Here is a 26,712-nt window from a genome sequence, read left to right on the forward strand (position 1 = left end):
GAGGAAAAAATGAAAATCAAAAACCAATATATAGTTTTAATGACATTATTAATTTTAACAGCGACGATTTTGCCGAATTTTTGGCAGTTAGGTATGACAGGAATAACTTGTTTTTTTCTCGCTTATTTGAGTAAAGGTAGTCGGAAAGTAAAAAAAAATATTAATGTAAATCCTAACTAGGGAAAGGAGAAAGGAGATAGGGAGACAGGGAGATAGGGAGATAGGGAGATAGGGAGACAGGGAGATAGGGAGATATACTGAAAAATCAAGATTTTAATGTCTTGTAATTTCTATGGGCGAATCCTAACTAACAAATAAATTTAGCTGCAGCGCTTACTAATTCATCAGCGACTCGAATGGAATAGGGTTTAATTAGCCACCAAATTAAAGGAGATAGCCACCCTCGTAGAGTGATGGAATAAGAGATATAACTACCGCATAAAGTTGATTCTATTTGATAAGTGATGCGTTGTTCAATGCCCGGAATAGCTAATAAACGAATACTTAATAATTCTCTAGGTTTAACACTTTCCACAAATACTCGAATAGGAATGGGAGTTAATCGAGTTACCACTTGAAAAATTAACCCCGGTTTAGGTATTAAACCTTTAGGTAAATCAGTTTGAGAAAAAAGAGGATGCCATGACATATCCGCCAAATTAATTAATTTTCGCCAAACAACATCAACGGGTACATTCGTCACAACTCGATAGGTTTTATAAAGGGAAAATTGACATAAAAGTTTACCTCCTTGCGCCAATAATTTAAAAGAAAAATTCAAAATCATAATGTTTGCTCATTACTGTTGCACAATAACTAATATAACAATCTTATTTGCACTGGGAATAAATCTCCTTCTATTATTATTCAGAGACATTAAAATTAACTCTTTGATATAAATTTTCTAAGGTAACTTCTAAGGGTAAATATTCTAATTTTAAAATGGCTTCTTTACCTATATAATCTGTTAAAACCCACTTTCCCTCTTGATTTTTGGCAAATTGTTTGACATAATATCGATACTGATCAATTACGATATATTCTTGTAAATCTGGAATTGATCTATAAGCGTCAAATTTATCTGTTTGATCATAATTTTGTGTGGACTTAGATAACACTTCCACAATTAACAAAGGATTTTTGACTGAAGTTGTGCCTTTGCCCTGATACATAGGTTTTCCTTTCACTATCATCACATCAGGGTAAGTATAACGGTTATATTGTTCGATGAATAACCGCACATCATTGATATAAACCTGATAATCTTCGGCACTAAGTTGGGTAAAGAAAAATGAAGCAATGGTTAAAGCTAAGGTATTGTGATTAGTTGTACCTCCAGTCATGGTGATAATTTCTCCGTCATGATATTCGTGTTTTTCTTCAGCGGTTTCCTCTAAGGCAAGATATTCGTCAACGCTGTAATATTTTTGCTCGGTTTTAGGCTCGATCGTGCTTATCATAATACAATATTTTCTGTCTATGTTATCTAATTATATTAATATATTTTATTTATTTTTCCGTATCTGTAGTCCTAATCTTCAATCATTAATTTAAGACATAATTTTTATCACTTCTTGAATCGGTAAATCTAACGCTTCGGTATTTGTTCAACATTTAATCCTAACCTCATTAAACGAGGAATTGTATCTCTTTTAATCTTCTTTTGTGCCGAGTCAATTAAAATTTTATCATCACTAATTACATCCTCATTTTCTTCTATTTTAGAGTGAAAATTAGGACAAAAATTAAACCTATTAATTTTACTTTGATTAACGACAACACCTTTATTGTTTTTTGATATTATTCTGTCAACGGTAGCTTTTAAATTCGACTTATTTATATCTTCATTGAAAGTTTGTGAAAGCGATCGCCAGAGTTTATAGGCTTCATCTTTAGCGTGACTAGCACTGCATTTATACTCTTTTGCTATATCCTGATATTTTTCACCATTTAAGATACCTTTTAAAATAGCAACCTGTAAACTATCGATGTGCTTACCTGTAGAGTCATATAGCAATTCATCTAAATAGTTCACCAGTTCTTGAGTATCCATAAATATTATTCAAGGTTGATTTCAGTTTTTATCAGTTATCTTAACCTAAAAGAAGTCTTTTGTAATAATTTTTTATAAAAGTTCCTTCTTTATCAGTCTTGATTAGACTTTTCATGTTGTCAATTAATAAATATTATGTAAAGAAATCTAGTCTAAAAACTTTAACTAAAATCAGTAATTAATAAATTAATATACAAATAAGCTACAATGAAAAAAGTTTCGATTTTGTTTGGCATTTCAATTCTAGGGATGATTTCACTTTCTCCAGTAAGTATTGCCCCTGTAATAGCTGGTTGCGGATTTGGAGATATTACCTGTAACCCAAAAGATTGGACTTGTCCTCCGGGAGGATATCCACCTTCACCTCAAGTTCAAAATGAAGTAGTTGCTACAGTAATTATTCAAACTCCTGTAAATGGACGAGTTTTAGATTTTAGAAGTAGTTCTAATAACAGAGAACCCCTGATTCTAGTCAATAAACATTCTAGTGAAAGTCAGCAATGGCAATTATTAAAACGGAGACAAAGTGATTACTATATAATTCAATCAATGGTTAATGAAAGAGTTTTAGATTTTCGTAATGCTCAGAACAATAGAGAACCTCTTATCTTAGTAGATTATCGTGGGGGAGATAGTCAATTGTGGTCGTTAGAAAAATTATCTAATGGTCGATATTTAATAAAATCCAAGGTTAATGGTCGGGTACTCGATTTTAGAAATGCTGAGAATAATAAAGAGCCTTTACTGCTAGTTGATGAACACCGAGGACATAGCCAACAATGGATTCTCGAATCAGTTAGATAGTAGATTACTAATTTTATTATCGGATTATTTATAACAAATTAATAAATTCATCTATAGTTAAATCAGTACTTTTAATAATTGTTCTTAACGTGCCTTTAGCTATATTTTTATGATTAGGTACAACAATTTGCGAAAAAGGATGATCTTTTCTTAAAATAATATGGCTTCCTTCTTGACGTTTTTGATAATAACCAATTTTTGCTAATGCCTTAACGCACATTTTGCCTGAAATATTGGGAATTTTTGTCATACCGCCACTAATAATGCTTCAAAGTTTTCGAGGGGAATCAGGATGTTATCTTCTTCTAAGGCTTTGATATAGCCGTTAATAGCTTCTTTTATGTTGTTTAAAGCTATTTCTTTAGTTTCCCCTTGAGAAACGCAACCTTTTAAACTAGGACATTCTGCAATCCAATAACCATCTTCATCTCGATATAAAAAAACTTGTCTCATACCGTATTTCTAATACTAATTGATCTAGTTCTAATTCTATCAAATAATTAAAGTTCCATGGAACTTCTCACCTCATCTACTTTAAGACATAATTTTTCTCACTTCTTGAATCGGTAAATCTAACGCTTCGGCTATTTGTTCAACATTTAATCCTAACTTCATTAAACGAGGAATTGTATCTCTTTTAATCTTCTTTTGTGCTGAGTCAATTAAAATTTTATCATCACTAATTACATCCTCATTTTCTTCTATTTTAGGATGAGAATTACGACAAATATTAACTCGATCAATTTTATTATTATTTACCATAACACCAACACCATAATTATTTTTAGCAGTATTTTTCGTTATTATTCTATCAACGGTAGCTTTTAAATTCGACTTATTTATATCTTCATTGAAAGTTTGTGAAAGCGATCGCCAGAGTTTATAGGCTTCATCTTTAGCGTGACTGGCACTGCACTTATATTCGTCAGCAATATCTTTATATTTTTCTCCATTTAAGACACCCTTTAAAATAGCAACCTGTAAACTATCGATGTGCTTACCTGTAGAGTCATATAGCAATTCATCTAAATAGTTCACCAGTTCTTGAGTATCCATAACTATTATTCAAGGTTGATTTCAGTCTTTATCAGTTATTTTAAGCTAAAAGAAGTCTTTTGTAATAATTTTTTATAAAACTTCCTTCTTTATCAGTCTTTGAGCTTGTTTTATAACGTTTTTGAAGCAGTATTCTTAAATTTAGATTAAAACGAGAAAAAATTGAATTATGAACAAAAAATATTTAGCAACTTTATTGACTTGTACAACTTTGACTTTAACAACCTTAACAAGCATTACTTCCGATACAAAGGCTCAAACAAATTCCCCAAAAAATACAATATTTGTAGGTATAGTTCGTAATGATGCAGGTTTTTTGTATAGATTTTCAGGAGGAGAAGCAATTAGTGCCGGTCAAGCGAAATGGGATACTTGTCCACAAAATACGATATTAGTAGGAAGAGATTTTCAATCCAATGGATTTTGGTTATGTGCTAGTCCTGATATTGCTAATAAAGGAACTTTTTATTTTGGTAATGTGGTTAAAGACAGAGGTTATCATTGGGAAGTATCAAATGGCAAAGCTAAACCTGTTGGTGATGTAAAATGGGATACCTGTTGGGAAGGTACGCTTAGAGGAAGACGATTTGATTCCAATGGGTTTTGGGTATGTCAACCCTAGATATAGGTGTTGCGAAAAAAATAAATGTAATGTAGGGTGGGCATTACCCACCATCGCAAAATTTTTCATTTTGAATAATATTCAATATCAAGATCTTTACAAATTTTTCTTGCCATCAATTCCTTTATTTCATTGTGTCTCGGAATAGCAGTCAGATTACCAAGTTTTTTATTTCGCCAGATAGAGTGACGAGAACCTTCTCTTAATAATTCACAACCATTTTTAGAAAGATGACGGATTAACTCACTTCTTTTCATATTGCCAATAAAACTTCTTCATAATCATTTGTCATTTCACTTCTAGCTTGGTGACGGCGAATTTTAATAATATCTGTTACTGCTTCTTTTAAACTGATCAGTAATTCTTCTTTGGTTTCTTCTTGGGCATTTGCACCCGGTATCTCCTCCACCCAACCAATCCACCAATCTCCATCTTTTGTGATAATAGCAGTATATTCAGCACTCATAATCAATCTTTTTATGGTTTAGTTATTTCTGATTATAATTATAATTTATTTATTATGATTTATAAGAGTTCGATCAAGCTACTTTACGATCGAAAATGAACTAAAATTTAAAGTATGATTTTAATGAATAAAAATTAATAATATGAATTATAAAAAAATCTTAATTCAAGAAATTGAAGAATCGTCAGATGAGTTTCTAATCGAAGAATTATTAGACTTTTTTATGTTTATTAAAAATCGTAAAAATAATGATATTTAAGAATTGCGTCCCTATAGATTGTGTCAAGGAGAATTTATTACTCCGAGTGATTTTGATGAGCCTTTAGCAGATAATATTATCAAGTTAATTTTTTTGAATAATTAAAATTAAAAAGGTGGGCATTACCCACCCTACAGTTAGACTTTTTTTAGGCTTAATCTTTCGTCTTCGATATCCACAAAAATTGTGTCTCCTTCCTTAAATTCGCCTTTTAAAATTGCTTTGGCGATCGCCGTTTCTAAGTAGCGTTGTATAGCACGTTTCAAAGGTCTTGCACCATATACTGGATCATAGCCAATTTCTGCGAGAAAATCGAGGGCTGGATCGGACATTTTTAAGGTCATTTTCTGCTCATTTAACCTTGATTCTAAGCGTTTAACTTGAATTTTGACAATATTTCTCAATTCTGATTTTTCAAGGCTATGGAAGATGATTATTTCATCAATACGGTTTAAAAATTCAGGGCGAAAACTACCGCGCATGGCTTCCATAACTCGACTACGCATCTCCTCATATTTCGAGTTATCCCCTGCTAAATCAAGGATATACTGCGAACCGATATTACTGGTCATGATGATGATAGTATTGGTAAAATCAACGGTACGCCCTTGGGAATCCGTCAAGCGTCCATCATCCAAGATTTGCAACATCACGTTAAACACGTCAGGGTGTGCTTTTTCGATCTCGTCAAATAATACCACAGAATAAGGTCTTCTGCGTATGGCTTCGGTGAGTTGCCCTCCTTCTTCATAGCCAACGTATCCCGGAGGCGCACCCATTAAACGGGAGACGGTATGTTTTTCCATGTATTCTGACATATCTATGCGGACGATCGCCTCCTCAGTGTCAAAGAGAATACCAGCTAAGGCTTTAGCCAGTTCGGTTTTACCTACCCCTGTCGGCCCTAGAAAGATAAAACTAGCGGTAGGGCGATTAGGATCGGCTAAACCAGCACGAGAACGCTGAATCGCGTCAGAAACGGCGATAACTGCCTCATTTTGCCCGATTACTTGGTCATGAAGTTGATCTTCAAGGTGTAAAAGTTTGACTTTCTCAGATTCTACTAATTTACTAATAGGAATACCACTCCATTTTGAGATGATTTCGGCAATATCCGACTCTTCAACTTCTTCTCTTAAAAGTGATTTTCCGCTGGTTTGTTTTTCTGCTAATAATCTCTCTTTTTCTTTAATTTGTCGTTGAATATCGGTTAATTTTCCGTATTTTAATTCCGCCGCTTTATTATAGTCATAATCTCGCTCGGCTTGTTGCACTTCAACGTTAATTTTTTCTAAAGATTCCCGTAAACTACGAATTTGATCTATAGCTTCTTTTTCTCCTTGCCATTGAGCATTAAAAGAAGATTGTTGCTCTTTTAAATTAGCTAATTCTTGCTCTAATTTTTCTCGTCTTTCAACAGATGCTTGATCTTCCTCTTTTTTTAGAGATAAACGCTCCATTTCTAACTGTAAAATTTTACGATCAACCTCATCTAATTCCTCTGGTTTTGAAGTTATTTCCATCTTTAATTTAGCTGCAGATTCATCCACTAAATCAATGGCTTTATCAGGTAAAAATCGATCAGTAATATAACGATTAGAAAGCATAGCGGCGGCAACCAAAGCAGTATCAGCAATTTTCACCCCGTGATGGACTTCATAACGCTCTTTTAAACCGCGCAAAATTGAGATAGTATCGATAACATTAGGTTCACCCACGAAAACGGACTGAAAACGTCTTTCTAAGGCGGCATCTTTTTCAATATACTTGCGGTATTCATCAAGGGTAGTTGCTCCAATACAACGCAATTCTCCCCGTGCTAACATAGGTTTTAAGAGGTTTCCTGCGTCCATTGCCCCTTGAGTAGCCCCAGCTCCAACAACCGTATGTATTTCATCGATAAAAAGAACAATATTCCCTTGAGATTCTGTGACTTCTTTTAATACAGCTTTGAGTCTTTCTTCAAACTCACCTCGATATTTTGCACCAGCAATTAATGATCCCATATCTAAGGCAATAAGAGTGCGATCGAGTAATGACTCTGGTACGTCACGATTAATAATACGTTGGGCTAACCCTTCCACAATAGCAGTTTTACCCACCCCCGGTTCACCAATTAAGACAGGATTATTTTTTGTGCGACGGGAAAGAATTTGAATAGTACGTCTAACTTCATCATCTCTACCAATAACAGGATCTAATTTTCCTAACCTTGCTAATTCTGTTAAATCTCGTCCATATTTCGTTAAAGATTCGTATTTATTTTCTGGATTTTGATCACTCACTTTTTGACTTCCTCTAATATCTTTAATAATTGATTTTAATTTATTTTCATCTAAGTTAAATTCGTGCAATAATTTTTTGCCAAAACGATCATCTTGTGCATAACCTAAGATAATATGTTCAATGGAAATAAAATCATCTTCAAACTGTTTTTTATAGTTATCAGCTTTATCTAAAAGAGTATCTAAACTTTTCCCTAAATACACAGATTCACTGATATTTTTTATCTTCGGTTGACTATTAATAAACTCATCAACTTTATCTCGTAAACGGGGCAACGCTACATTAGCTTTATTAAAGATATTAACAGCTAATCCTTCTTGTTCTAAAAGAGATTTTAACAGATGTTCACTTTCGATTTGTTGATGTTGATTTTGTTTAGCAATATCAGGAGTTTTGACAATAGCCTCCCATGCTTTTTCTGTAAATTCTTGCGGATTTGTTGGTTGCATTTTCTTCTATATAATTAATATAAATAATAACGAAAAAACTCTAAATTATGAATATATATTTTAGGTATATAGTAATTTTTTATCAATTATTAAATTTTAATTATCATTAACTTAATTCTCTTTATTTTACAATTTTTAGGTTAATAACTTTCTTAAATATATTATTTTTAACAAATGATTTAGATTAATTATATACTTTGTATATCTAACTTATTATAAAGTTTTAGTTATTATTATTTAGGGGGGAATACCCTACTTATTTATTCGTAATTAAATCACCTGTATTTTTTATTTAATAATATTATCAGTCTTAAATATAGCAATCGGACTATAGGAGGTTTTAACTATCAGCTTTAGATAGTCAGCTTTCAGGTTTTACATTTATTATTCCCTAATGATTTAAAGATTGCTATGTCCTTAAATTTCATTAAACAAGAAAGAGAAGACACTAAATATAGTAAAATACGATATTGTAAATTTTTATTAGGAGTATTGAGTATGTCTAGTATCATTGCTTATTTAGGAATTATTGTTACATTTTCCGCTATTGCCTTAACTTTATTTTATGGTTTACGCGCCATTAAATTTCTTTAAATTTCACTATTAAAAATAAATAGTCAATGGTTGATGATTTTTTTCATTAATCATTAGACTTATCTATTTGGCGATAAAAAAGTTTAATCAGTCATTTAATAATATAGTTTTAATTTTTCCTGTTTTCATAAAAATATTGATTAATAATTTCTTATTTCTTCATTATTTATTACGGGCATTTTTTTCTCTATCACCTTCTTAAGGTAAAATTACAATACTTATATTACGTTGTTGAAAATGGAATTATCTTTAGATTTTGCGAGTTATACTTGGTGGTCAATATATACTACTGTTGCTTTTTTTATTCTGGCGATTTTTGGCTTTATTTTTAAATGGGGTTTCCGTTTTCGTTTGATTGGTGCGACGGGATTTATGGGAGTATTAACCGTAGGTTTATTTGCCCTCAGTTTTGGTTTATTTAGTCGTGCCGACATCCCCAATGCCGTTAGATTTAATTTAGTTTATGATACAGGCACAAATCAGGCGGTTATTGCTGTACCCTTAGATATAACACCCTCACAATTAGAAGCTACTTTACAACAAGCCTCCATTAATTTATTCTCCTATGGTAGAACAGCATCCAATGGTGATGATAAACTTACCATTAGGGCAAGAGCTCAATTACATCAAGAAGGCGTTACTTTTCCTCTGTATCTTGGACAAATTAGACGCTCATTAGTTCAAAAAGACGACTTAAACTCTATTATCACTATTTCTGAGGCTAATTTCGCTAAAATTGATTCTTTTACTCAAAAATGAACCTAAATTTATCACTATGTTATCTTAGTTACAATAGTATCAGTCATAATTAAGTTATCTTAATTTATATCAGGAATTAAATCACACTCACCAAAACACAAATATTTATGGCTATATCAACTATTTCGACTAACCTCGGTCAAGATCAAGAAATCTGGAACAGTCTAAAACAGGCGATCGCCAAAAGCTATGGTTTTCAACGTTGGCAAGAAGAAAATACCCTAGAAACAAATATAGATGATCAAGTAAAACAGTATTTGAGATCAACCCTAGAAACCTTAGCCTATTAAAGTTTTTCCTCAGATAAATTCTGAATAAATAATCAAGCACAGCAATTTTTGTCTGTGTTTTTTTGTAATTTGATATTGTCTCGAAGAAAAAAAAGAAAATAAGTTGACAATCATAAAAATATTAGTTATATTATTAAATGTGCGTTGAAAGAGAGAAATTCTACTCCACAACATCACCAACACCTAAGCCCCCATCGTCTAGAGGCCTAGGACACCTCCCTTTCACGGAGGCGACAGGGATTCGAATTCCCTTGGGGGTATGAAAAAAAAAGAAAAACATCAAGAGTCTAACAAGGCTCTTTTTTTCTATGATAAAGTGTATATTAATTCGATAATTTAATATTAGTAAAAATTGCTGAAACTCTTATTTATTATCGATGATATATCTTTAGGAATAAATTTTATATTGGTTTAGTTTTTCAACAAAAATTGATTTAACTTAATTTATTTTCTACTAAAATTACTGGAATAGTACTCATTTCTAAGATAGTTTGCGATTTGGAACTTATTAAAACATTTTGCCAATGATTATGTCCTCGTTTTCCTATTATTAATTCTACAACCTGATAATGTTCGGCAACCTTTATAATTTCTTCTGGTATAACTCCCACTGTAGTAATAAAACGATAGCGAATATCAGCTAGGAATGTTTGGGTTTGTGCCTCTAAATATTGTAGGATTTTAGGATCATCTTGTTCTATAACGTGTAAAATTATTACTTCAGAATTACTACGACGGGCTAATTCTGCAACTTTTAATAAAACCGTATCCGTTAAAGGTGAATTATCGATAGCCGCCAATAACCTTAACTGACTATTTAAAGTGACTTTAGTCGGATCAACTTCGCCTTTTTCTAATAATTTAGGTGCAAAAATAGGTATTGCCCATGCGCCCAAAGGTGCAGTTACGAGGATTGAGAGAACAGCGATCGCCAAAATACTATCACCACCAGTAATACCCTGAGCCAAAGGAATTGCACCAATAGCGGCTTGTACTGTTGCTTTGGCAGAATTACCCGGTAATAAAAAAAGACGTTCTTCCCAAGTCCAATTACTGCCCAAGGTTGACAAATACCACCCTAAAGTTCTTCCAATTAAAGTACCAATTATTAAAATCAACAACCCTTTTACTAAGCTACTGCCTAAGATATTTAACTGAATACTTGCACCTAAAAGTACAAACAGAAAAATTTGAGCAACTTCCCAAAGCCCATCAAAACCAGATCGTAAAATTCGTGCTAAGGGAGCATCTAATTCAATTAAGAAAAAGCCTAATGCCATAACCGCAAGATAACCAGAGAAAATAGGTATTTTTTCTCCTAATACTACTAATAAAAGAGCAAAACCTGCCGTAATAACTGTATCTTGTACAGCATTTTGAGTCCAATTTTGTTTAACTAAGAGGGAAACTAATAAATGAGCGGTTAGCCAACCCATCAAAATTCCTAAACCAATTTGACAAACAACTTGAAAAGGCAGTAAGAATACAGGAGAAACGCTAAAACCAGCAAAAGAGAAAGAAACAGAGCTATTGCCTAAAAATGCCATTAATAAGCTAAAAACTAATAACAATAACACATCAGACAATGCACTTCCCGTTAAAATCGCATCAGGAATACCTTTATTTACCCCCCAACCTAAACTTTTTAAACGTAACATTGCAGGTACGATTACAGCGGGAGACTCTGCACCAATTATGCAACCTAATAATAAACCTGTCGGAAAATCAAACTTTAAAATCAACATGGCGGCAAAAGCAATGATGATCGCTTCAAATGTAGCCGGTAAAAAACCTAACCGTAGAGCAACAGTACCCTGCTGGGCAAGTTTCTCTGTGTCTAAACCTAACCCTGCTTTCATCAGAATAACCATTACAGCGATGATTCTTAAGCTAGGAGCAGAGTTAAACACATCAGAAGCTAAAACATTACTCACTTGTGGACCTAAAATTATTCCTACTACAATTAAACCTACAAGGGCAGGAATTTTAGCACGACTAAAAACTTGACTAACAAAAAAACCTAATAAAATAATCCATAGAATACTCTCTAGCATTTTCCTTTTTTTTATTTAAGTATCGATAACAGTTAATTTAAAACTAATTTAAAGAAAATTACAATTTTAAGTGAATTCTCTTCTAGTCTTCTAATCTCCCAGTGTCATCTTCACCAAAAATTATATGATTCATTCAGGTATTTCTTACCCTAAAATGATGGTCAGAATATGCTAAAATGTAATGATTAATAGAATAATCATGATTTAATAGTTTAAACTCGCCAATTTAACAAAAAAAGCGGTAAATTAACCAAAAATCATTAAATTTAACTGCTGCAATCCTCAAACTAATTATCGCAGTATATAACTAATCATTGCTTAAAAATACTTATGACATCTATCCAAGAACGCATAGTACCTACAAACTTAACTAACGAAATGTCCCGCTCTTACCTAGAATACGCCATGAGCGTTATTGTGGGTAGGGCGTTACCCGATGCAAGAGATGGCTTAAAACCTGTTCATCGTCGTATTCTTTACGCTATGTATGAATTAGGATTAATGCCTGATCGTCCTTTCCGTAAATGTGCTAGGGTTGTAGGGGAAGTTTTAGGTAAATATCATCCTCATGGTGATACTGCTGTCTATGATGCCTTAGTAAGGATGGCACAAGACTTTTCTATGCGTAACCCCCTCATCAATGGCCATGGAAACTTCGGTAGTATAGACAATGATCCTCCAGCAGCCATGCGTTACACTGAATGTCGTTTACAGGCTTTAGCAACCAACGGCTTATTACGAGATATTGAAGCAGAAACTGTTGACTTTATTGATAACTTTGATGGCTCACAGCAAGAACCTGTTGTATTACCAGCTAGAGTGCCTCAGTTATTATTAAATGGTGCTACTGGTATCGCTGTAGGTATGGCGACGAATATTCCTCCTCATAATTTAGGGGAATTAATTGACGGTGCAGTGGCGATGATTCATAATCCTGACATTACGGATTTAGAGTTGATGCAATACATACCTGGTCCTGATTTACCTACGGGGGCTCAAATACTTGGCAGACAAGGCATCAAAGATGCTTATACTACTGGTAGAGGTTCAATTACCATGCGAGGTGTCGCCAATATTGAAACCGTCTCCAATAAAGGCAGACAAGATAAAGAAGCGATTATTATTACTGAGTTACCCTATCAAACTAATAAAGCTGCACTGATTGAAAAAATTGCTGAATTAGTTAATGACAAAAAAATTGATGGTATTTCTGACATCCGAGATGAAAGCGATCGCAACGGAATGCGTATTGTAATTGAATTGAAAAGGGATGCTTACCCTAGGGTTGTTTTAAATAATTTATACAAACAAACGGCAATTCAAAGCAATTTTGGAGCAAATATGTTGGCTTTAGTGAATAATGAGCCACAGTTATTAACAATTCGCAAGTTTTTAGAAGTTTTCCTCGAATTTCGTGTAGAAACTATTATCAGACGCACTCGTTACTTACTCAAAAAAGCCGAAGAAAGAGATCACTTATTACAAGGTTTATTAATCGCTTTAGGTAATCTGGATGCGGTAATTCGCTTAATTAGAGCCGCTTCTGATACTGCTACAGCAAAACAAGAATTAATTAGAGATTTTGAACTATCGGAAACTCAATCAGACGCAATTCTACAAATGCAATTACGTCGTTTAACCGCCCTGGAAGCTGAAAAAATCGAAGCAGAGCATCAAGAGTTAATGACACAAATAATTGACCTTAACGATATTTTAGCTCGAAAAGAACGAATTTTTACCATTATTGAGGAAGAATTAGGGGAAATCAAAACTCTCCATGCTACTCCTAGACGTACCGAAATTGTCCAAAATGATGGGGATTTAGGGGATATTGATTTAATTGCGAATGAAAGAGTAGTAATTTTGTTGACGAATCAAGGTTACTTGAAAAAAATGCTTGTGAATACCTTTGAAGCTCAAAATCGAGCTACTAGAGGTAAATCTGGCGCAAAAATTAAGGATGATGATGTGGTTGAACATTTCTTCACTGGATGTGATCATGATCGAGTGTTATTCTTTAGTGATAAAGGAGTTGTATATGGACTCAGTGCCTATCAAATTCCTTCAAGTTCTCGTACAGCAAGGGGTGTACCGATTGTACAATTATTACCTGTTGCTAGTGATGAGAAAATTACTTCTATCATACCTGTAAGTGAGTTTACGGATCATGAATATTTAGTGATGCTTACCAAGAAAGGGTTTATCAAAAAAACTGCCCTCTCTGCCTTTGGGAATATTCGCAGTAACGGTTTAATCGCTATTTCTTTAGCTGATAATGATGAATTACGGTGGGTAAGATTAGCAACTCAAGAGGATAGTATTCTTATTGGTTCTCGTCGTGGTATGGCTATTCATTTCTATGCTGATAGTCAACAATTACGCCCTCTTAGTCGCACGGCAAAAGGGGTAAAATCCATGAAATTGCGCACAGGTGATCAAATTATTAGTATGGATATAATTCCGTCTCAAGTGGTGGCAAATATTGCCGAAGCGGGAGAAAACGAAGAGGAAGATAATATCTACACCGATGACAATGAAGAAATCCTCGATAATGATACCAGTAAAAATGCTCCTTGGGCTTTAGCTGTAACAACTAGCGGATATGGAAAAAGAGTCCCCGTTTCGCAATTCCGCTTACAAAGACGTGCAGGAATTGGAGTCAAAGCTATTCGTTTCCGTAAACCTAAAGAAGAATTGGTGGCTTTACATATCGTTAACAGTGATGATGAGTTTATGATTATTACAACTCGTGGTATTATTGTTCGTTGTGATGTTAATGCTGTGTCTCTTCAATCTCGTAATGCTAGTGGTGTTAGGGTGCAAAAACTTGATACTGATGATGCGATTGCAGGTATTGCATTAGTACCTCCATTGGCGGAAGGTGAGGAAGAAATCGTGGTTAATAATGAATAAATAATAATGGGCAATTAATAATTAACATTTTTAACACAAACAATATGGATAGTCAAAAATTTATAGAATTATTACCTCAAGTTTATGATCATTTTGAACAAGAATTAAAACCAGTAAAAAATGATAACTTTATTTCGATACCCCAACCATTAAATAGTGTTATTAATCCTAATATTTTACGATTATTAAATACTGTGGTGACTTGTTTGGAAGAAAAAGAAATTTACTGTGAAACAACCAATAATTTAGGAGTTACTTTAATTGCTAGTTTAATGGATAATCCTGAAATAATGGCCTATGGAATTATTGATGATGATAATCTTAATTTAGAACAATTAAACCAAAATTTAGACTTATATAATTGTGCAGATAGAGTATATCTTTATGAAGGAAATATTAATAATTTTACTCAAGATTTACAGACTTTAGAAAGTAGTGATAAAATAGGTATTTTTTATATTAATGGAGAAAAAAGCTATCGTAAAATCTTACAAAATTTGATGTTAATACGACCTTTTTTGGCAGAAGAAGCCTTTATTATTATTTCTCAAACGGAAATAGAAGAAGTTAAAGAAGCTATAGAAGATTTTAAAACCTTTAATGATTCTGATAAAATTCATCAACTTTTAACCGTTAATCAAGAAAGCCAATTATACTCTATTTTAGAACAGGAATTAGTAATTTTATTATGGCGAAATAATATTTTTAAGAAGCAAATACAAAACATAAATCAAAGGGGATTAATTAAACTTAATCAAACCAATCAGGAAGACAAAAAAAACTTACTTCATGTCGGTTGTGGTGGTTATAATCCAGATGCTTTACCCCAGCAATTTCGTAGTCAAGAATGGGTAGAAATTCGCTTAGATATTGATCCTAATGTTCAACCTGATATAATTGGTACAATTACTAATTTAACTGCTGTACCAGATAATAGAGTAGATGCGGTTTATTCTTCTCATAATTTAGAACATATATATAACTATGAAGTACCCATTGCTTTAGCTGAATTTAAACGGGTTTTAAAACCTAATGGTTTTGTAATGATTACTCTGCCAGATATACAAAAAGTTGCTAATCATATCGTCAATGGAAATCTTGAAAATCCTCTTTACATTTCTCCTGCTGGTCCTATTTGTGCTATTGATATATTATATGGTTTAGAAAAATCTTTAGCTATTGGAAATTATTATATGGCTCACAAAACTGCTTTTACCGATAAAACTTTAGGCGAAAAAATGGTTCAAATAGGTTTTGTAAATGTAAAGGTGACAAAAGGGAAAAACTTTGACTTATGGGCTATTGGTTATAAGTAATTACAAAAAAGTAGTAGTTAAAGCTATTAATCATAACTATAACTTACTAAAAGTGAACTTAAATATTTAAGATTTCATAGATAAACTGATTCTTTTTAACTTCTCATTTACCTCTAAAATTCGCACTTTTACCACCTGTCCAACTTTAACAATTTCATTAGTATCACTAACAAATTTATCTGCTAATTGGGAAATATGTACTAATCCGTCTTGATGTACTCCAATATCAATAAAAGCGCCAAAATTTACCACGTTAGTGACAATTCCTTCTAACTCCATTCCTTCTTTTAAATCTCGAATTTCTTTTATATCTTCTTTAAATGTTGCATATTGAAACTTAGCACGAGGATCTCTACCCGGTTTTTCTAATTCTTTGGTTATATCTTGTAAAGTAGGCAACCCAATATTTTCGGTTATATATTGTTTTAAATCAATATTTTTAATATTTTCAGTAATGTTAGTAATATTAGATAAAGGAATTTTTAAATCAGCAGAAATATTTTTAACAATACTATAGCTTTCAGGATGCACTGCTGTATTATCTAAAGGGTTTTCGCCGTCACGAATCCGTAAAAATCCTGCGGCTAATTCAAAGGTTTTAGCCCCTAATTTTTTAACTTTTAATAATTCTTTTCTGTTTTTAAATTTCCCTTTTTCATTCCGATAAATAACAATATTATTGGCTATGGTTTGATTGATTCCAGACACAAACATTAATAATTCTTTAGAAGCAGTATTTAAGTCCACTCCAACATAATTAACGCAACTTTCCACTGTTTCTTCTAAGTTTTTTTTCAGTAATTTTTGATCCACATCATGTTGATATTGTCCCACACCGATGGACTTTGGATCAATTTTTACTAATTCTGCTAAAGGATCTTGTAACCTTCTGCCAATACTAATAGCACCTCTCACAGTTATATCCAAATCAGGAAACTCGGAAATAGCCACATCACTAGCAGAATAAATGGAAGCGCCAGACTCATTTACCATAACTTTAATGGGCTTTTTCTCGATATTAGCTAAAATTTCTGTAATAAATTCGTCAGTTTCTCGTGATGCCGTACCATTACCAATGGCAATTAGCTCGATATTATACTTATTAATGAGCTTTTTAATGTTATCTTTAGCTATAGCTCTTTTTTCTTGACCAGTATGGGGAAAAATTGCTTGATATTCTAAAAATTGACCTGTTTCTGATAAAACTGCTACTTTGCAACCTGTCCGAAATCCGGGATCAATCGCTAAAGTTGGTTTCATACCCGCAGGAGGAGACAATAATAATTCTCGCAAATTGGCTTCAAAGGTTTTGATTGATTCAATATCCGCCCATGCTTTAATATCAGAACGTACATCTCTAATTAAAGCAGGTTTAAGTAAGCGATTAAAACTATCTTTGAGCATTTCTCGATAAAATTCTCTTACCTCATTAATTTTCGTGTTAATCACCTTTGACTCTAAATAATTCATTACCATCACCTCATCAAAATCAATATCTACGGTGAGGATTTTTTCTGCTTCTCCTCGAAATAAGGCAAGGATGTTATGGGGTGCAATTTTAGTTAATTTGCCTTGAAAATTACGGTACATTTCAAACTTAGTACTACCTTCAGGATAGTCATTTTTTATGTGAGAAATAAATGCACCATTTTCTGAGATAAATTCCCTTAAATATGCCCTTAATTGAGCTTTTTCGGCTATTTCTTCCGCTAAAATGTCCTTAGCACCATTTAACGCTTCTTCAATACTATTTACAGCTTCACAAAGATATTTTTCGGCTTCTTTCTCTACCGATAAGGATTTTTGTTGAGGATGATTAAGACTTTTGATAAATTCCGCTAAGGGAGTTAAGCCTTTCTCTTTTGCCATAGTGGCACGAGTTCTTCTTTTGGGCTTATATCGCAAATAGAGATCTTCAAGATCATTTTTTTGCAAACAAGCGGTAATTTGAGCTTTTAAACTATCACTGAGGAGATTTTGAGAAGCGATACTATCTAAGATAACTTGTTTACGAGTTTCTAATTCTTGTAAGTAGATAAAGCGATCATTTATATCTCTTAATTCAATCTCGTTTAATGATCCTGTTTTTTCCTTACGATAACGGGCAATAAAGGGTATTGTAGCACCTTCGGTCAATAATTCTAAAGCACTGTGAACATTTTGGAGTTTAAGGGATAATTCATCAGCAATAACTTGGGGAATATTTAACATAAATCGAGAATCAAGATTATGAGGTATTTAAGTTAATTTTAACTAACTAAGGCTTTATTCTTTTTATCAGTTTACTGTTGATTAATTTTTTAAAATCAAATCCTTGTCAAAAATAAAAACATCTGCTATAATAAGTAATTGTGTCATCTTTGGAGAGGTGGCCGAGCGGTTGAAGGCGCAGCACTGGAAATGCTGTTTGGGGGTAACTTCAACGAGGGTTCGAATCCCTCCCTCTCCGTCAAAATAAAGAAAGTCTCTTGGTATTTACTAGGAGGCTTTTTTTGTCTAAATTTAAGTTAATTGTTTAATGGTTTCTATAATACTAATAGCATTAAAAGGTTTTGTTATATAAGCATTTGCTCCTAATTCTAAGGCTTTTTGACGGTGTAAATCGTTATCCCTAGAAGTGAGGATAATAACGGGTAAATTTTGCCATTTTTCAGAGACTCTAATCAATTGAAGTACTTTATAACCATCGAATTCTGGCATTTCTAAATCACAGATTGCTAAATCCAAATTGAGGTTATTATTTTGTAAGGTATTCCATGCTTCTTTTCCATCACGACATTGGGTAACTTCATATCCTACTTGAGTTAATAAACGGTTTAAACTACGTCTAACGGTAACGGAATCGTCAATAATCATTATGGATAATGTATCTCTGGGGGTAAATACATTACTAACATTTTTAGTGGTATTTTGATTATTTAATAATGGTTTAAGATAATTGGGGGCTAAAATAGGTATAATTTTCCCATTTCCTAATACGGTGCAACCTCCCAAATAAGGAGGAATATCAACAGTATCATCAAAACTTTTAGTAACTAAGGGTTTTTCATCTATCACAGCATCCACCGCAATCATAATTTTTTCTGTGGCAATTTTGATGATTAATCCTACGGAAGGGGAGGAAATATTTACAGAAATATTTTGATTATAAGGTAATATTTGAGATAAATTATACACAGAAATTTTTTTGTTTTCCCATGTTAGTTGATTCTGCTCAATTTTATAGTCAGATAAACGAATAATTCTCAAGATATTTTCTGAAGGAATTGCTAAGATTTGAGTTGATATTTTTACTAATAATAATGAGATTATATTTAAACTCATGGGAATTTTTAGTTTAAATTCTGTGCCTTTTCCTATTTCTGTATTAACTTCAATTGTGCCTCTTAATTTTTCAATTTCATCTTTGACAATATCCATACCCATTCCTCTCCCTGATAAGTCATTAACTTTTGTTGTTGTGGAAAAACCGGGAGAAAAAATCGTTGCTAAAATTTGCTCTTTTGTCAATTCATTAAATTTAGTATTAGCTGAAAATAAACCGAGAGAAATTGCTTTTTTATAAACTTTTTTTATATCTATTCCTCCTCCGTCATCGGTTATAATAACAATTATATTATTTCCATCAAGTTGCGTACTTAATTTAATTTTCCCTACTAATGATTTTCCTGATTTTTTGCGATTTTTTTGGCTTTCAATACCATGATCAAACGCATTTCTGATAATATGATTAAAGGGTGTTCTTAGACTCTCAATAATATTTTGATCTATTAATGTTTCTTTATTTTCTATAACTAATTCTACGGATTTATTATAAGTTTTATTAAGTTTTTCTAGGGGATTAATAAAACTACCTGCTAAATTTATAAAAGGCACTAAACGTACTTGTCTTAATTCTGTATCTAAAATATAAAGGGATTTTCGCATATCTATTAATGTTTCTTGAAATTCTCGATTCACTAAGTCAAAATCTTCCCTTACTTCTTGCACTTGAGTGATTAATTCTGTTAAACTTTGGAGTGAAGTATGAACTTGGGTATATTCATCAAATTCTAAAGAGTCAAACTCGGATATATTGTTATTATTGTTGATAGGTAATTTATTGTTTTCTGTTATAGTTAATTGATCATAAATAGATTCTATTTGTTCTTTTAATGGTGATAGTAATTTAGTCCTTTTATTTAGCTTTAATGTGGCACTTTTGATTTGATTTTCATATAAGTTTAGTCTTTCATAAAAAATTAATAATTCTCCGACAATATCACTTAGTTTTGTTATTTTATCTAAAGGTATTCTTAAATTTCTATTATTTTTAAGTATTGGTAATAATTTCTTTTCTGGTGGTTTTATTTCTTTAACTTCTTCTATCTTTAACAGTTTTTGAAAAGTTTTTGAATATTCTATTTTAGTTTCTGAATTTCCTTCTAAAAATTGTTTTCTTTGATACTCAATTTCTGCGATCGCCAATTGTGAAAATTCTTGAATATTATCTTTATTTATTTCTTTTAAAATATCAATAGCGTCACCTATTTCCACTAACCATTTACAGTTTAAGGCTTGACCTAATAATTGACATTCTTGAATTAAAATATTTAAGTTATTAGTAATATTTTTTGTTGTAGCTAAATCAGGATTATTAATAATTTCTGTGACTCTTTCAATACAAGCGGATAAATCTTCTGTTAAAGCTGTTTTGATAAAACTATCATCAGGTAAACCAATATCAATTAATTCTGGTGGATTATTTAAGTTTAAACTTGTTATAAAATTATCTAAAACTATTAATAAATCTGAAGTAATCTCATTATTTAATGTGCCATTAACTTCTGAAAGAATTAAATTATCTAACTCTTCAATAGCTAAATCTAATAAATCAAAAGTAGTTTGTAAATCAGTAATTTTATTTCCTTGTAAAGCCTCAAAAATATCCTCAATTTTATGGGATAATTGACTAACTTTAGGCATTTCTGCCATACCAGCACCACCTTTAATAGAATGGGCTGCTCTTCCTAATTCTTGATATAATTCTGATAAGTTTTTCTGAGCATTATCTGGATTAAGTAACTCTTTTAATTCTAAAATTCCTTTCCTTAAAATAGCTAAATATTCTGGTGCATCTTCTTCTAAAAAACAGTTGCGGGCTTCTTGGGCAATGGCGGCTAAACTAATAGAATCTAACATAATAGTTAATAATTAATAATTAATAGATTTCTCCACTAATTAGAAAACAAAAAGTTAAATTTTTTTGGAGAATGTCTATAGGTTAATTTTTATGATAAATTTTTTATTATTCATTATTTAATTAAACTTGGAAGCGAGAAGCAGATTGTTGCATTTCTATTGCTACTTTTACCAACTCCTGCAAAGACTCTGAAACAGAGTTAGATTCATCGGCGGTTTCTTTAGTAACAACAGCAACTTCTTGCATTTTTTCGTTTACTTTTTGAGAAATTAACTTTTGATTAACGGTACTTTCTGAGATAGATTGTAATAAGAAATCAATTTCATTACTGATTTGAGCTAGTTTTTGGAGAGTTTCCTTAGTATTTTTAACTAATTTAGTACCTGTAACCACCTGAGTTGTACTTTCCTCCATCATCTTCATCATATCGCTAGTTTCCTCTTGAATACTCATCACGAATTGCTCAATTTCTTGAGTTGAATATGTAACTTGTTCTGCTAATCTTCGGACTTCATCAGCTACCACTCGAAAACCTTGCCCATTTTCCCCCGCGCGGGCGGCTTCTATGGAAGCATTAAAAGCGAGTAAGTTAGTTTTTTCGGAAATATTCGAGATAATACTCACAATTTTAGAAATTTCTTGAGAAGAATCCGCTAGGCGTTTAGCTTTTTTCGAGGTATCGGCTACAGTATTGCGAATTTGATAAATACTATTTACAGTTTCATCCATAACACTTTCTCCTTCTTGAGCGGTTAATCGAGATTTTCGAGCAATTTGAGCAGCATTTTGTGCCGATTCGCTTACTTTCTCAATAGATTGAGTAATTTCTTCAATGGATACCCCTACCACTTGAATGGATTGGTCTTGTTTGTTAGAATTTTGAGCAAGATGATTGACACTTTGCCCGTTAGCTAAAGCTGTTTCATGGACTTGATTCGCTGAGATAATAACTTGTTTAACTAATCCTTGTAAACCTCTCATTGTAGCATTAAAAGCATCGGCAATTGACCCGACTTCACCTGATACTACTTCTGCTTGTATTCCTAAATTTCCTTTACTAGCTTCTTCAATATCTAATAAGAGGTTAATTACATTTTTTTGCAGATTTTCTCGCTGTTGTTTTTGAAATTGTGCTTCTTTTTCTCTCTGTTGTGCAATATCTTCAATTGCTTCGGTGTAGCTTTCAATTCTTTCTGCCATATCATTGAAAGTTTGTGCTAATTGCCCTACTTCATCATTGGATGTAATTTTTGCTCTTACATTTCTATCACCTGAGCCAATTTTTTGTGCTGTTTGTTGTAATTTTTTAATAGGTTTAGTTAATGCCCTACCGAAAATAATTGCTAAAATAATAGCGATAATTAAAGTTAAAGCACCTACTAAAATTTGATAGATTAAACTGTCATTTAAAAGTTGTTGTAACTCTATTTCTGGTGTGCCACGAATTACGAAAGCAATTTCTTCTCCTTGATAATTTGGTAAGGCTTTTACTGCTACTGTATGCCATTGGTTTTCAATGTTCATTCTCGTTACTAAATCTCCACCTGTGCCTAATTGTGCTTGTTTTAATAAGTCTAATTCTGGTAAAGATATATTAGTTTTTGGCTCATTATCTAATGATTGTAAAATAGAGGAAACAGGCTGAAAATTTTCCTCATTAAACATATAAATTGCACTATAACCTCCTCCTACCGCTTCGATAGTTTTCCGTAAAAATAAGGTTTTATTATTAATTACTTCTCCTGCCATTAAAATTGCGATAACTTCTTTCGATGTAGGATCAATTACAGGAGTAAAACTAATATTCATTAATACATTTTGATTGTCTATTCCTGTAGGTAAAGGAGGTTTTTCTGCACTAATTTCTGCCCAAGGAATAATCGCATTTGTTTGTAAACGGCGGGGAAATTTTAAGACTTCTGTTACTAAGTTATTTAAAGTAAAAATTTGTCCTGATCTATCTTTATTTGCATTAACTATTATCTTACTATTTAATCCAATTAAAGTTGCATATTCAATCTGTCTTGCATTAGTTTCATTTTGCAAAATTCTTCTTACATTATCTTTTATATTAACAGGAATAGTTCCCGTTTTTTGATAGGTTTTTGCCGCTTCAATAATTGCACTATTATCTGCTTGTCCTCTAAATCCAGACTCCATTTCATTGATGCGAGAATTATAATTAATTACTGATACTGCTAACTCTGCTACCGCTTGATTTTCTAACTGCGATCGCCCTAAAATAATAGTAATAATTCTACCAGCAATAACTACCCCTAAAATAGAAATTAAACTAGATATTAATAAAGCAACAAATTGTTTATAAGCAATAGGTAAATCAACAATTTTTTGCTTAATACTTAAAGATTTTTTAGCAACTTTATCGTTATTTTTTATATCATTATTATCTTGATTTTTTAAATATTTAATTTGAATAGAAGCAATAGCTTTTTCGGCTGTACCTGCAAAAACTCCTTCGTTATCTTCTGTTATAATAGTTTGATAAACTTTAAGGGCATCATCATAATGATTTTCTTGCTCTAAAGCGGTAGCTAAATTTAATTTAGCCATTAAATCACTGGGATTTTTTTCGACATTATTTTGTAAAGTTTTAATATTGTCGGAGAAATTAGAATTGATGGTTTCTTCCTTTAATTGATTCATAGAAATTACTCCTAAATGTTAAGATTAATAATCAATAGTTTTAACTGATTTTTTCAAAAATTAATTACTTATAAACTGTTTAAAATATAAAAAATGATTAAATATAGTCAAATAAAAGATCTTAATAACGATAATTTTAATCAAGCTATAAATATTTATCAAGATGCTTTTCCTGATAATGAAAAACTAACCATAGAAACATTAAAAGCGAATATTTCTGGTGATAAATTACAATTATTCACTGGTTGTGAAAAATCAAAAGTTATTTTTATGGCTATATTATGCCCTTTAATAAATACAAATTTTACCTTATTAGCCTATGTTGCTACTGATGAAAATTATCGAGGTAAAGGTATTGGTAAAGAGTTTATGGAATATTTAGCCATAGAATTAAAAAAGCAGGAAAAATATTTATTATTAGAAGTTGAAAATCCCATATTAGGAGAGAATAAAAATGTTAAACAAAGACGAGTAAATTTTTATCAAAGATTAGGGGCAAAAACAATGAAAAATATTCGTTATTTACTACCTAAATTATCCGATGAAGAAGCACCCGAAATGATTTTAATGATTTATCCTTCCTATAAAGAAAGTTTTATAGAAGGTGATTTAGTTAAAACCTTAATTATTAGTGTTTATGAGCAGTTTTATCAACAATATGCTCATCCTAATCTTAACTTTTTATTAACAAATATACCAGATAAAATTAACTTAGTTTAATAATTATTTTTACTATTATTATCCTGAATCATGCCATAATTTCATAGAATAAATTTCCCTTTTTAAAAGTAAAGTTTTTATGTAAGATAGTCTTTAATCTTGGTTAAATTAAGAATAGGAATAGAATTTTTTGTATCGGGAATAACTCCTTGATAATAATTAACTGAAATATTTAAGTCAGATAAATTAGTTAAATCATTTATCTCTAAACATTGCCTAATTTCTCCTAACTTTTTAACTACTAAACCAATATAATTTTCTTCTATTTTAGTAACAAGAATAGTTAAAGAATGAAATTTATTTGTTAATAATTGAAAATCATGTAAAAGTTGAGATAAATCTAATAACCATAATAAACTTCCCCTTTGACTAATAATCCCTAATAAAGAGTTTTTTACTCCGGGTATGGGACAAATATCTGTATAATTAATACTCATAACTTCTTTAACTTCATTAAGGGGAATTGCTATTTTTTGTTGTTGAGATAATTCCACAATAAAATAATCCATTTTGATAATTACTAAAATTTAGTTTATATTTTCACACTAAAAACCTTAAATTTTTAAAGATAATTTTTTACAGTATTAATTAAATCAATGGGGCTATAAGGTTTAGTAATATAACCATTTCCCCCTTGACGTAAAGCCCAAAATTTATCAAAATCTTCATCTTTAGTGGTAACAAAAATAATCGGCACAGTTTTATAATTCATTTCTTTACGAATATGACGACAAACATCTAAACCACTCATATCTGGCATAACAATATCCATTAAAATTAAATCTGGTTGCCCATTTTTTCCCAACCACCCCAAAGCCGATTCACCGTTATTCGCTATAAAAATTTCTGCACCGATATTTTGTAATAAACCATTAACAAGCATTTGTTGGGATTTAGAATCATCTACGACTAATATTTTTTTCATATTTAGTTTATACTTCAATTGGTAATTTGAACGTGATCCTGAACACATTGCATTAATTCTCGTGGATTAAAAGGTTTACAAATATAACCGACAGCCCCAACCATTTTAGCCTTAACTCGATCCATAACTCCATCTCTACCCGTTAACATGAGAATGGGAATATCTTTAAGTAAAGCTGATTGACGCATCATATAAGCTAATTTATAGCCATCAATATCTGGCATATTTATATCCATCAAAATTAAATCTGGCTTTTGTCTGACAAACATTGACATTGCCTTAGCTGGATCTGTAATACCTATAACTTCAAAGCCTCCTGTATTTAAAGTCATTTTGACAATACGTTGGATTGTATGGCTATCATCTATACAAGCAATTACAGGCTTTTCTTCTATGATTATCTCTTGGTAAGGTTTAACATTGAAGAAATTGAGCGCAATTAAAGGTTGAAAAAATAATCCTAATTCTAAAATTGATTTTTTTGAATAAGCTGCTATTTCATATAAAGTACAACTGTCATTAATATAAGGTTTTAAGGATTCTAATAGCTCGATTTTTGATAAATCATCCCCTAAATAATTTTTAACAGATTCCCAGTCTTTTTCTTGTAAACGGATGAAGGGCGAACTAATTTCTTCTCGTATTTGCCTAAAAGAATTAAGATCTTTTTTAAGAGGATTAATCAGAGATTTAATATCAGTATTTAAGATTAAAGGATCTAAATCAAGTACTTTCTCAAAGTTGACTTTTGCCCTTGGTAAAGTTAGACAACGAATTATCGCTTCTTGAGTCATAAAAGCCAAAATTGATCTTACTTTTCGAGAATCTAAACGATGATTTTCCCATTGGTTATGGATAAATTGATAATCATCATGTAACTCTTGAGGAATGTAAAAATTATGTTCAGAAAAACATTGAGATAAAAGATAAATTAAACGCTCTCTTTTACCTAGGGTAGTTGTAGCAAAATGAATTTTACCTTTTCCTAAATAAATAACCCATTCTATTGATTCATCTTGGGGATTTTGAATAATTAATTTCCCTGATATTTTCTTATTAAGTAAACTTTGTAAAACTTGATAAGGTATTGCTACTGTTTCTTTTTTTGATTTAGTAACCTCATTTTTTACCATAGTAGTAATCATCATATATTGGTTAATTTACTTTAAAATTTACATGAATAAAATATTAATATTTAGAATACGTTTTTATCATCTTTACTATTTTCTTTTTCTTAACCTTATCTTAATCAATAGATTAACGAATGGAAATAATTTTTCTCTTTAAACATAGCATAATC

25 protein-coding genes and 2 tRNA genes are annotated in these 26,712 nt (G+C 31.6%); 11 read left to right on the top strand and 16 right to left on the bottom strand.

Annotated features, from left to right (window positions below):
- Window positions 1–9: 9 nt before the first annotated feature.
- Window positions 10–180, top strand: coding sequence for a hypothetical protein (locus ACEW8E_RS03335; RefSeq protein ID WP_373478913.1), 171 nt, complete (start codon window positions 10–12; stop codon window positions 178–180).
- Window positions 181–307: 127 nt separating this feature from the next.
- Here the strand turns inward: ACEW8E_RS03335 and ACEW8E_RS03340 are convergent, their stop codons facing one another.
- From ACEW8E_RS03340 to ACEW8E_RS03350, 3 genes are all read right to left on the bottom strand, one after another.
- Entirely contained in the window at window positions 308–787 is a 480-nt protein-coding gene (locus ACEW8E_RS03340) for an SRPBCC family protein (protein ID WP_373478914.1), read from the bottom strand.
- A 76-nt stretch (window positions 788–863) separates the two neighbouring features.
- Complete coding sequence (locus ACEW8E_RS03345) at window positions 864–1,460, bottom strand: Uma2 family endonuclease (RefSeq protein WP_373478915.1); 597 nt, start codon at window positions 1,458–1,460, stop codon at window positions 864–866.
- Between the two features lie 128 nt (window positions 1,461–1,588).
- Entirely contained in the window at window positions 1,589–2,053 is a 465-nt protein-coding gene (locus tag ACEW8E_RS03350; protein WP_373478916.1) for a hypothetical protein, read from the bottom strand.
- 207 nt (window positions 2,054–2,260) lie between these two features.
- Here ACEW8E_RS03350 and ACEW8E_RS03355 point away from each other — a divergent pair, with 207 nt between their 5' ends.
- Window positions 2,261–2,857 (top strand): RICIN domain-containing protein, encoded by a 597-nt coding sequence (locus ACEW8E_RS03355; RefSeq protein WP_373478917.1) that lies wholly within the window; start codon window positions 2,261–2,263, stop codon window positions 2,855–2,857.
- A 28-nt stretch (window positions 2,858–2,885) separates the two neighbouring features.
- Here the strand turns inward: ACEW8E_RS03355 and ACEW8E_RS03360 are convergent, their stop codons facing one another.
- From ACEW8E_RS03360 to ACEW8E_RS03370, 3 genes are all read right to left on the bottom strand, one after another.
- Window positions 2,886–3,107, bottom strand: coding sequence for a type II toxin-antitoxin system HicA family toxin (locus tag ACEW8E_RS03360; protein ID WP_373478918.1), 222 nt, complete (start codon window positions 3,105–3,107; stop codon window positions 2,886–2,888).
- Entirely contained in the window at window positions 3,104–3,310 is a 207-nt protein-coding gene (locus ACEW8E_RS03365) for a type II toxin-antitoxin system HicB family antitoxin (RefSeq protein WP_373478919.1), read from the bottom strand. Before ACEW8E_RS03365 ends, ACEW8E_RS03360 begins: the two co-directional genes overlap by 4 nt.
- An 81-nt stretch (window positions 3,311–3,391) precedes the next feature.
- Window positions 3,392–3,913 carry a hypothetical protein gene (locus tag ACEW8E_RS03370; RefSeq protein ID WP_373478920.1) on the bottom strand — a complete coding sequence of 174 codons (522 nt, stop codon included), beginning with the start codon at window positions 3,911–3,913 and terminating at the stop codon, window positions 3,392–3,394.
- Between the two features lie 169 nt (window positions 3,914–4,082).
- Between ACEW8E_RS03370 and ACEW8E_RS03375 the strand changes: the two genes are divergently transcribed.
- Window positions 4,083–4,535, top strand: coding sequence for a hypothetical protein (locus tag ACEW8E_RS03375; RefSeq protein WP_373478921.1), 453 nt, complete (start codon window positions 4,083–4,085; stop codon window positions 4,533–4,535).
- A gap of 65 nt (window positions 4,536–4,600) precedes the next feature.
- Here ACEW8E_RS03375 and ACEW8E_RS03380 read toward each other — a convergent pair whose 3' ends face one another.
- The 3 genes from ACEW8E_RS03380 to clpB form a co-directional block, all read right to left on the bottom strand.
- On the bottom strand, window positions 4,601–4,792 hold the full coding sequence (locus ACEW8E_RS03380) for a type II toxin-antitoxin system HicA family toxin (RefSeq protein WP_373478922.1): 192 nt from the start codon (window positions 4,790–4,792) through the stop codon (window positions 4,601–4,603).
- Window positions 4,789–5,001, bottom strand: a complete 213-nt coding sequence (locus ACEW8E_RS03385) for a type II toxin-antitoxin system HicB family antitoxin (RefSeq protein ID WP_373478923.1) — start codon at window positions 4,999–5,001, stop codon at window positions 4,789–4,791. Before ACEW8E_RS03385 ends, ACEW8E_RS03380 begins: the two co-directional genes overlap by 4 nt.
- A 396-nt stretch (window positions 5,002–5,397) precedes the next feature.
- A complete protein-coding gene (gene clpB / locus ACEW8E_RS03390) occupies window positions 5,398–7,995 on the bottom strand; it encodes an ATP-dependent chaperone ClpB (protein ID WP_373478924.1) in 2,598 nt (865 codons plus the stop codon).
- Between the two features lie 498 nt (window positions 7,996–8,493).
- On the opposite strand from clpB, the gene ACEW8E_RS03395 reads away from it, so the two are divergent.
- The 4 genes from ACEW8E_RS03395 (at window position 8,494) to ACEW8E_RS03410 (ending at window position 9,898) form a co-directional block, all read left to right on the top strand.
- Complete coding sequence (locus ACEW8E_RS03395; RefSeq protein ID WP_373478925.1) at window positions 8,494–8,589, top strand: cytochrome b6-f complex subunit PetL; 96 nt, start codon at window positions 8,494–8,496, stop codon at window positions 8,587–8,589.
- Between the two features lie 237 nt (window positions 8,590–8,826).
- Window positions 8,827–9,348, top strand: a complete 522-nt coding sequence (locus tag ACEW8E_RS03400) for a Ycf51 family protein (RefSeq protein ID WP_373478926.1) — start codon at window positions 8,827–8,829, stop codon at window positions 9,346–9,348.
- A gap of 107 nt (window positions 9,349–9,455) precedes the next feature.
- Window positions 9,456–9,638: a hypothetical protein gene (locus ACEW8E_RS03405; protein WP_373478927.1), complete on the top strand. Its 183-nt coding sequence runs from the start codon at window positions 9,456–9,458 to the stop codon at window positions 9,636–9,638.
- A gap of 187 nt (window positions 9,639–9,825) precedes the next feature.
- A tRNA-Glu gene (locus ACEW8E_RS03410) sits at window positions 9,826–9,898 on the top strand.
- Window positions 9,899–10,072: 174 nt separating this feature from the next.
- On the opposite strand, the gene ACEW8E_RS03415 is transcribed toward ACEW8E_RS03410, so the two are convergent.
- Window positions 10,073–11,692, bottom strand: a complete 1,620-nt coding sequence (locus ACEW8E_RS03415; protein WP_373478928.1) for a cation:proton antiporter — start codon at window positions 11,690–11,692, stop codon at window positions 10,073–10,075.
- Between the two features lie 330 nt (window positions 11,693–12,022).
- On the opposite strand from ACEW8E_RS03415, the gene gyrA reads away from it, so the two are divergent.
- Window positions 12,023–14,605 carry a DNA gyrase subunit A gene (gene gyrA / locus ACEW8E_RS03420; RefSeq protein ID WP_373478929.1) on the top strand — a complete coding sequence of 861 codons (2,583 nt, stop codon included), beginning with the start codon at window positions 12,023–12,025 and terminating at the stop codon, window positions 14,603–14,605.
- Window positions 14,606–14,649: 44 nt separating this feature from the next.
- On the top strand, window positions 14,650–15,921 hold the full coding sequence (locus ACEW8E_RS03425; RefSeq protein WP_373478930.1) for a methyltransferase domain-containing protein: 1,272 nt from the start codon (window positions 14,650–14,652) through the stop codon (window positions 15,919–15,921).
- A 66-nt stretch (window positions 15,922–15,987) separates the two neighbouring features.
- On the opposite strand, the gene ACEW8E_RS03430 is transcribed toward ACEW8E_RS03425, so the two are convergent.
- The gene (locus ACEW8E_RS03430; RefSeq protein ID WP_373478931.1) at window positions 15,988–18,132 is read right to left on the bottom strand and encodes a Tex family protein; all 2,145 of its coding nucleotides are present in this window, start codon (window positions 18,130–18,132) and stop codon (window positions 15,988–15,990) included.
- A 151-nt stretch (window positions 18,133–18,283) separates the two neighbouring features.
- Between ACEW8E_RS03430 and ACEW8E_RS03435 the strand changes: the two genes are divergently transcribed.
- A tRNA-Ser gene (locus tag ACEW8E_RS03435) sits at window positions 18,284–18,370 on the top strand.
- A gap of 53 nt (window positions 18,371–18,423) precedes the next feature.
- On the opposite strand, the gene ACEW8E_RS03440 is transcribed toward ACEW8E_RS03435, so the two are convergent.
- Both ACEW8E_RS03440 and ACEW8E_RS03445 read right to left on the bottom strand, forming a co-directional pair.
- On the bottom strand, window positions 18,424–21,102 hold the full coding sequence (locus ACEW8E_RS03440; RefSeq protein WP_373478932.1) for a response regulator: 2,679 nt from the start codon (window positions 21,100–21,102) through the stop codon (window positions 18,424–18,426).
- Window positions 21,103–21,223: 121 nt separating this feature from the next.
- Window positions 21,224–23,767 (bottom strand): methyl-accepting chemotaxis protein, encoded by a 2,544-nt coding sequence (locus ACEW8E_RS03445; protein ID WP_373478933.1) that lies wholly within the window; start codon window positions 23,765–23,767, stop codon window positions 21,224–21,226.
- Window positions 23,768–23,860: 93 nt separating this feature from the next.
- Here ACEW8E_RS03445 and ACEW8E_RS03450 point away from each other — a divergent pair, with 93 nt between their 5' ends.
- Window positions 23,861–24,487, top strand: coding sequence for a GNAT family N-acetyltransferase (locus ACEW8E_RS03450; protein ID WP_373478934.1), 627 nt, complete (start codon window positions 23,861–23,863; stop codon window positions 24,485–24,487).
- 77 nt (window positions 24,488–24,564) lie between these two features.
- On the opposite strand, the gene ACEW8E_RS03455 is transcribed toward ACEW8E_RS03450, so the two are convergent.
- The 3 genes from ACEW8E_RS03455 to ACEW8E_RS03465 are packed head-to-tail and all read right to left on the bottom strand — an operon-like array spanning window position 24,565 to window position 26,560.
- Window positions 24,565–24,996 (bottom strand): chemotaxis protein CheW, encoded by a 432-nt coding sequence (locus ACEW8E_RS03455; protein ID WP_373478935.1) that lies wholly within the window; start codon window positions 24,994–24,996, stop codon window positions 24,565–24,567.
- 53 nt (window positions 24,997–25,049) lie between these two features.
- Window positions 25,050–25,412: a PleD family two-component system response regulator gene (locus tag ACEW8E_RS03460; protein WP_373478936.1), complete on the bottom strand. Its 363-nt coding sequence runs from the start codon at window positions 25,410–25,412 to the stop codon at window positions 25,050–25,052.
- Window positions 25,413–25,426: 14 nt separating this feature from the next.
- Window positions 25,427–26,560, bottom strand: coding sequence for a response regulator (locus ACEW8E_RS03465; protein ID WP_373478937.1), 1,134 nt, complete (start codon window positions 26,558–26,560; stop codon window positions 25,427–25,429).
- Window positions 26,561–26,712: the final 152 nt, after the last annotated feature.

The sequence above is a fragment of the Geminocystis sp. genome, assembly GCF_041753295.1.
Classification (GTDB): Bacteria; Cyanobacteriota; Cyanobacteriia; order Cyanobacteriales; family Cyanobacteriaceae; genus Geminocystis.

What these genes read in the sequence shown, in the direction of transcription:
- ACEW8E_RS03335 (WP_373478913.1), top strand. Translation starts at nt 10, where the DNA reads ATGAAAATCAAAAACCAATATATAGTTTTAATGACATTATTAATTTTA.
- ACEW8E_RS03340 (WP_373478914.1), bottom strand. Translation starts at nt 787, where the DNA reads ATGATTTTGAATTTTTCTTTTAAATTATTGGCGCAAGGAGGTAAACTT.
- ACEW8E_RS03345 (WP_373478915.1), bottom strand. Translation starts at nt 1,460, where the DNA reads ATGATAAGCACGATCGAGCCTAAAACCGAGCAAAAATATTACAGCGTT.
- ACEW8E_RS03350 (WP_373478916.1), bottom strand. Translation starts at nt 2,053, where the DNA reads ATGGATACTCAAGAACTGGTGAACTATTTAGATGAATTGCTATATGAC.
- ACEW8E_RS03355 (WP_373478917.1), top strand. Translation starts at nt 2,261, where the DNA reads ATGAAAAAAGTTTCGATTTTGTTTGGCATTTCAATTCTAGGGATGATT.
- ACEW8E_RS03360 (WP_373478918.1), bottom strand. Translation starts at nt 3,107, where the DNA reads ATGACAAAAATTCCCAATATTTCAGGCAAAATGTGCGTTAAGGCATTA.
- ACEW8E_RS03365 (WP_373478919.1), bottom strand. Translation starts at nt 3,310, where the DNA reads ATGAGACAAGTTTTTTTATATCGAGATGAAGATGGTTATTGGATTGCA.
- ACEW8E_RS03370 (WP_373478920.1), bottom strand. Translation starts at nt 3,913, where the DNA reads ATGGATACTCAAGAACTGGTGAACTATTTAGATGAATTGCTATATGAC.
- ACEW8E_RS03375 (WP_373478921.1), top strand. Translation starts at nt 4,083, where the DNA reads ATGAACAAAAAATATTTAGCAACTTTATTGACTTGTACAACTTTGACT.
- ACEW8E_RS03380 (WP_373478922.1), bottom strand. Translation starts at nt 4,792, where the DNA reads ATGAAAAGAAGTGAGTTAATCCGTCATCTTTCTAAAAATGGTTGTGAA.
- ACEW8E_RS03385 (WP_373478923.1), bottom strand. Translation starts at nt 5,001, where the DNA reads ATGAGTGCTGAATATACTGCTATTATCACAAAAGATGGAGATTGGTGG.
- clpB (WP_373478924.1), bottom strand. Translation starts at nt 7,995, where the DNA reads ATGCAACCAACAAATCCGCAAGAATTTACAGAAAAAGCATGGGAGGCT.
- ACEW8E_RS03395 (WP_373478925.1), top strand. Translation starts at nt 8,494, where the DNA reads ATGTCTAGTATCATTGCTTATTTAGGAATTATTGTTACATTTTCCGCT.
- ACEW8E_RS03400 (WP_373478926.1), top strand. Translation starts at nt 8,827, where the DNA reads ATGGAATTATCTTTAGATTTTGCGAGTTATACTTGGTGGTCAATATAT.
- ACEW8E_RS03405 (WP_373478927.1), top strand. Translation starts at nt 9,456, where the DNA reads ATGGCTATATCAACTATTTCGACTAACCTCGGTCAAGATCAAGAAATC.
- ACEW8E_RS03415 (WP_373478928.1), bottom strand. Translation starts at nt 11,692, where the DNA reads ATGCTAGAGAGTATTCTATGGATTATTTTATTAGGTTTTTTTGTTAGT.
- gyrA (WP_373478929.1), top strand. Translation starts at nt 12,023, where the DNA reads ATGACATCTATCCAAGAACGCATAGTACCTACAAACTTAACTAACGAA.
- ACEW8E_RS03425 (WP_373478930.1), top strand. Translation starts at nt 14,650, where the DNA reads ATGGATAGTCAAAAATTTATAGAATTATTACCTCAAGTTTATGATCAT.
- ACEW8E_RS03430 (WP_373478931.1), bottom strand. Translation starts at nt 18,132, where the DNA reads ATGTTAAATATTCCCCAAGTTATTGCTGATGAATTATCCCTTAAACTC.
- ACEW8E_RS03440 (WP_373478932.1), bottom strand. Translation starts at nt 21,102, where the DNA reads ATGTTAGATTCTATTAGTTTAGCCGCCATTGCCCAAGAAGCCCGCAAC.
- ACEW8E_RS03445 (WP_373478933.1), bottom strand. Translation starts at nt 23,767, where the DNA reads ATGAATCAATTAAAGGAAGAAACCATCAATTCTAATTTCTCCGACAAT.
- ACEW8E_RS03450 (WP_373478934.1), top strand. Translation starts at nt 23,861, where the DNA reads ATGATTAAATATAGTCAAATAAAAGATCTTAATAACGATAATTTTAAT.
- ACEW8E_RS03455 (WP_373478935.1), bottom strand. Translation starts at nt 24,996, where the DNA reads ATGGATTATTTTATTGTGGAATTATCTCAACAACAAAAAATAGCAATT.
- ACEW8E_RS03460 (WP_373478936.1), bottom strand. Translation starts at nt 25,412, where the DNA reads ATGAAAAAAATATTAGTCGTAGATGATTCTAAATCCCAACAAATGCTT.
- ACEW8E_RS03465 (WP_373478937.1), bottom strand. Translation starts at nt 26,560, where the DNA reads ATGATGATTACTACTATGGTAAAAAATGAGGTTACTAAATCAAAAAAA.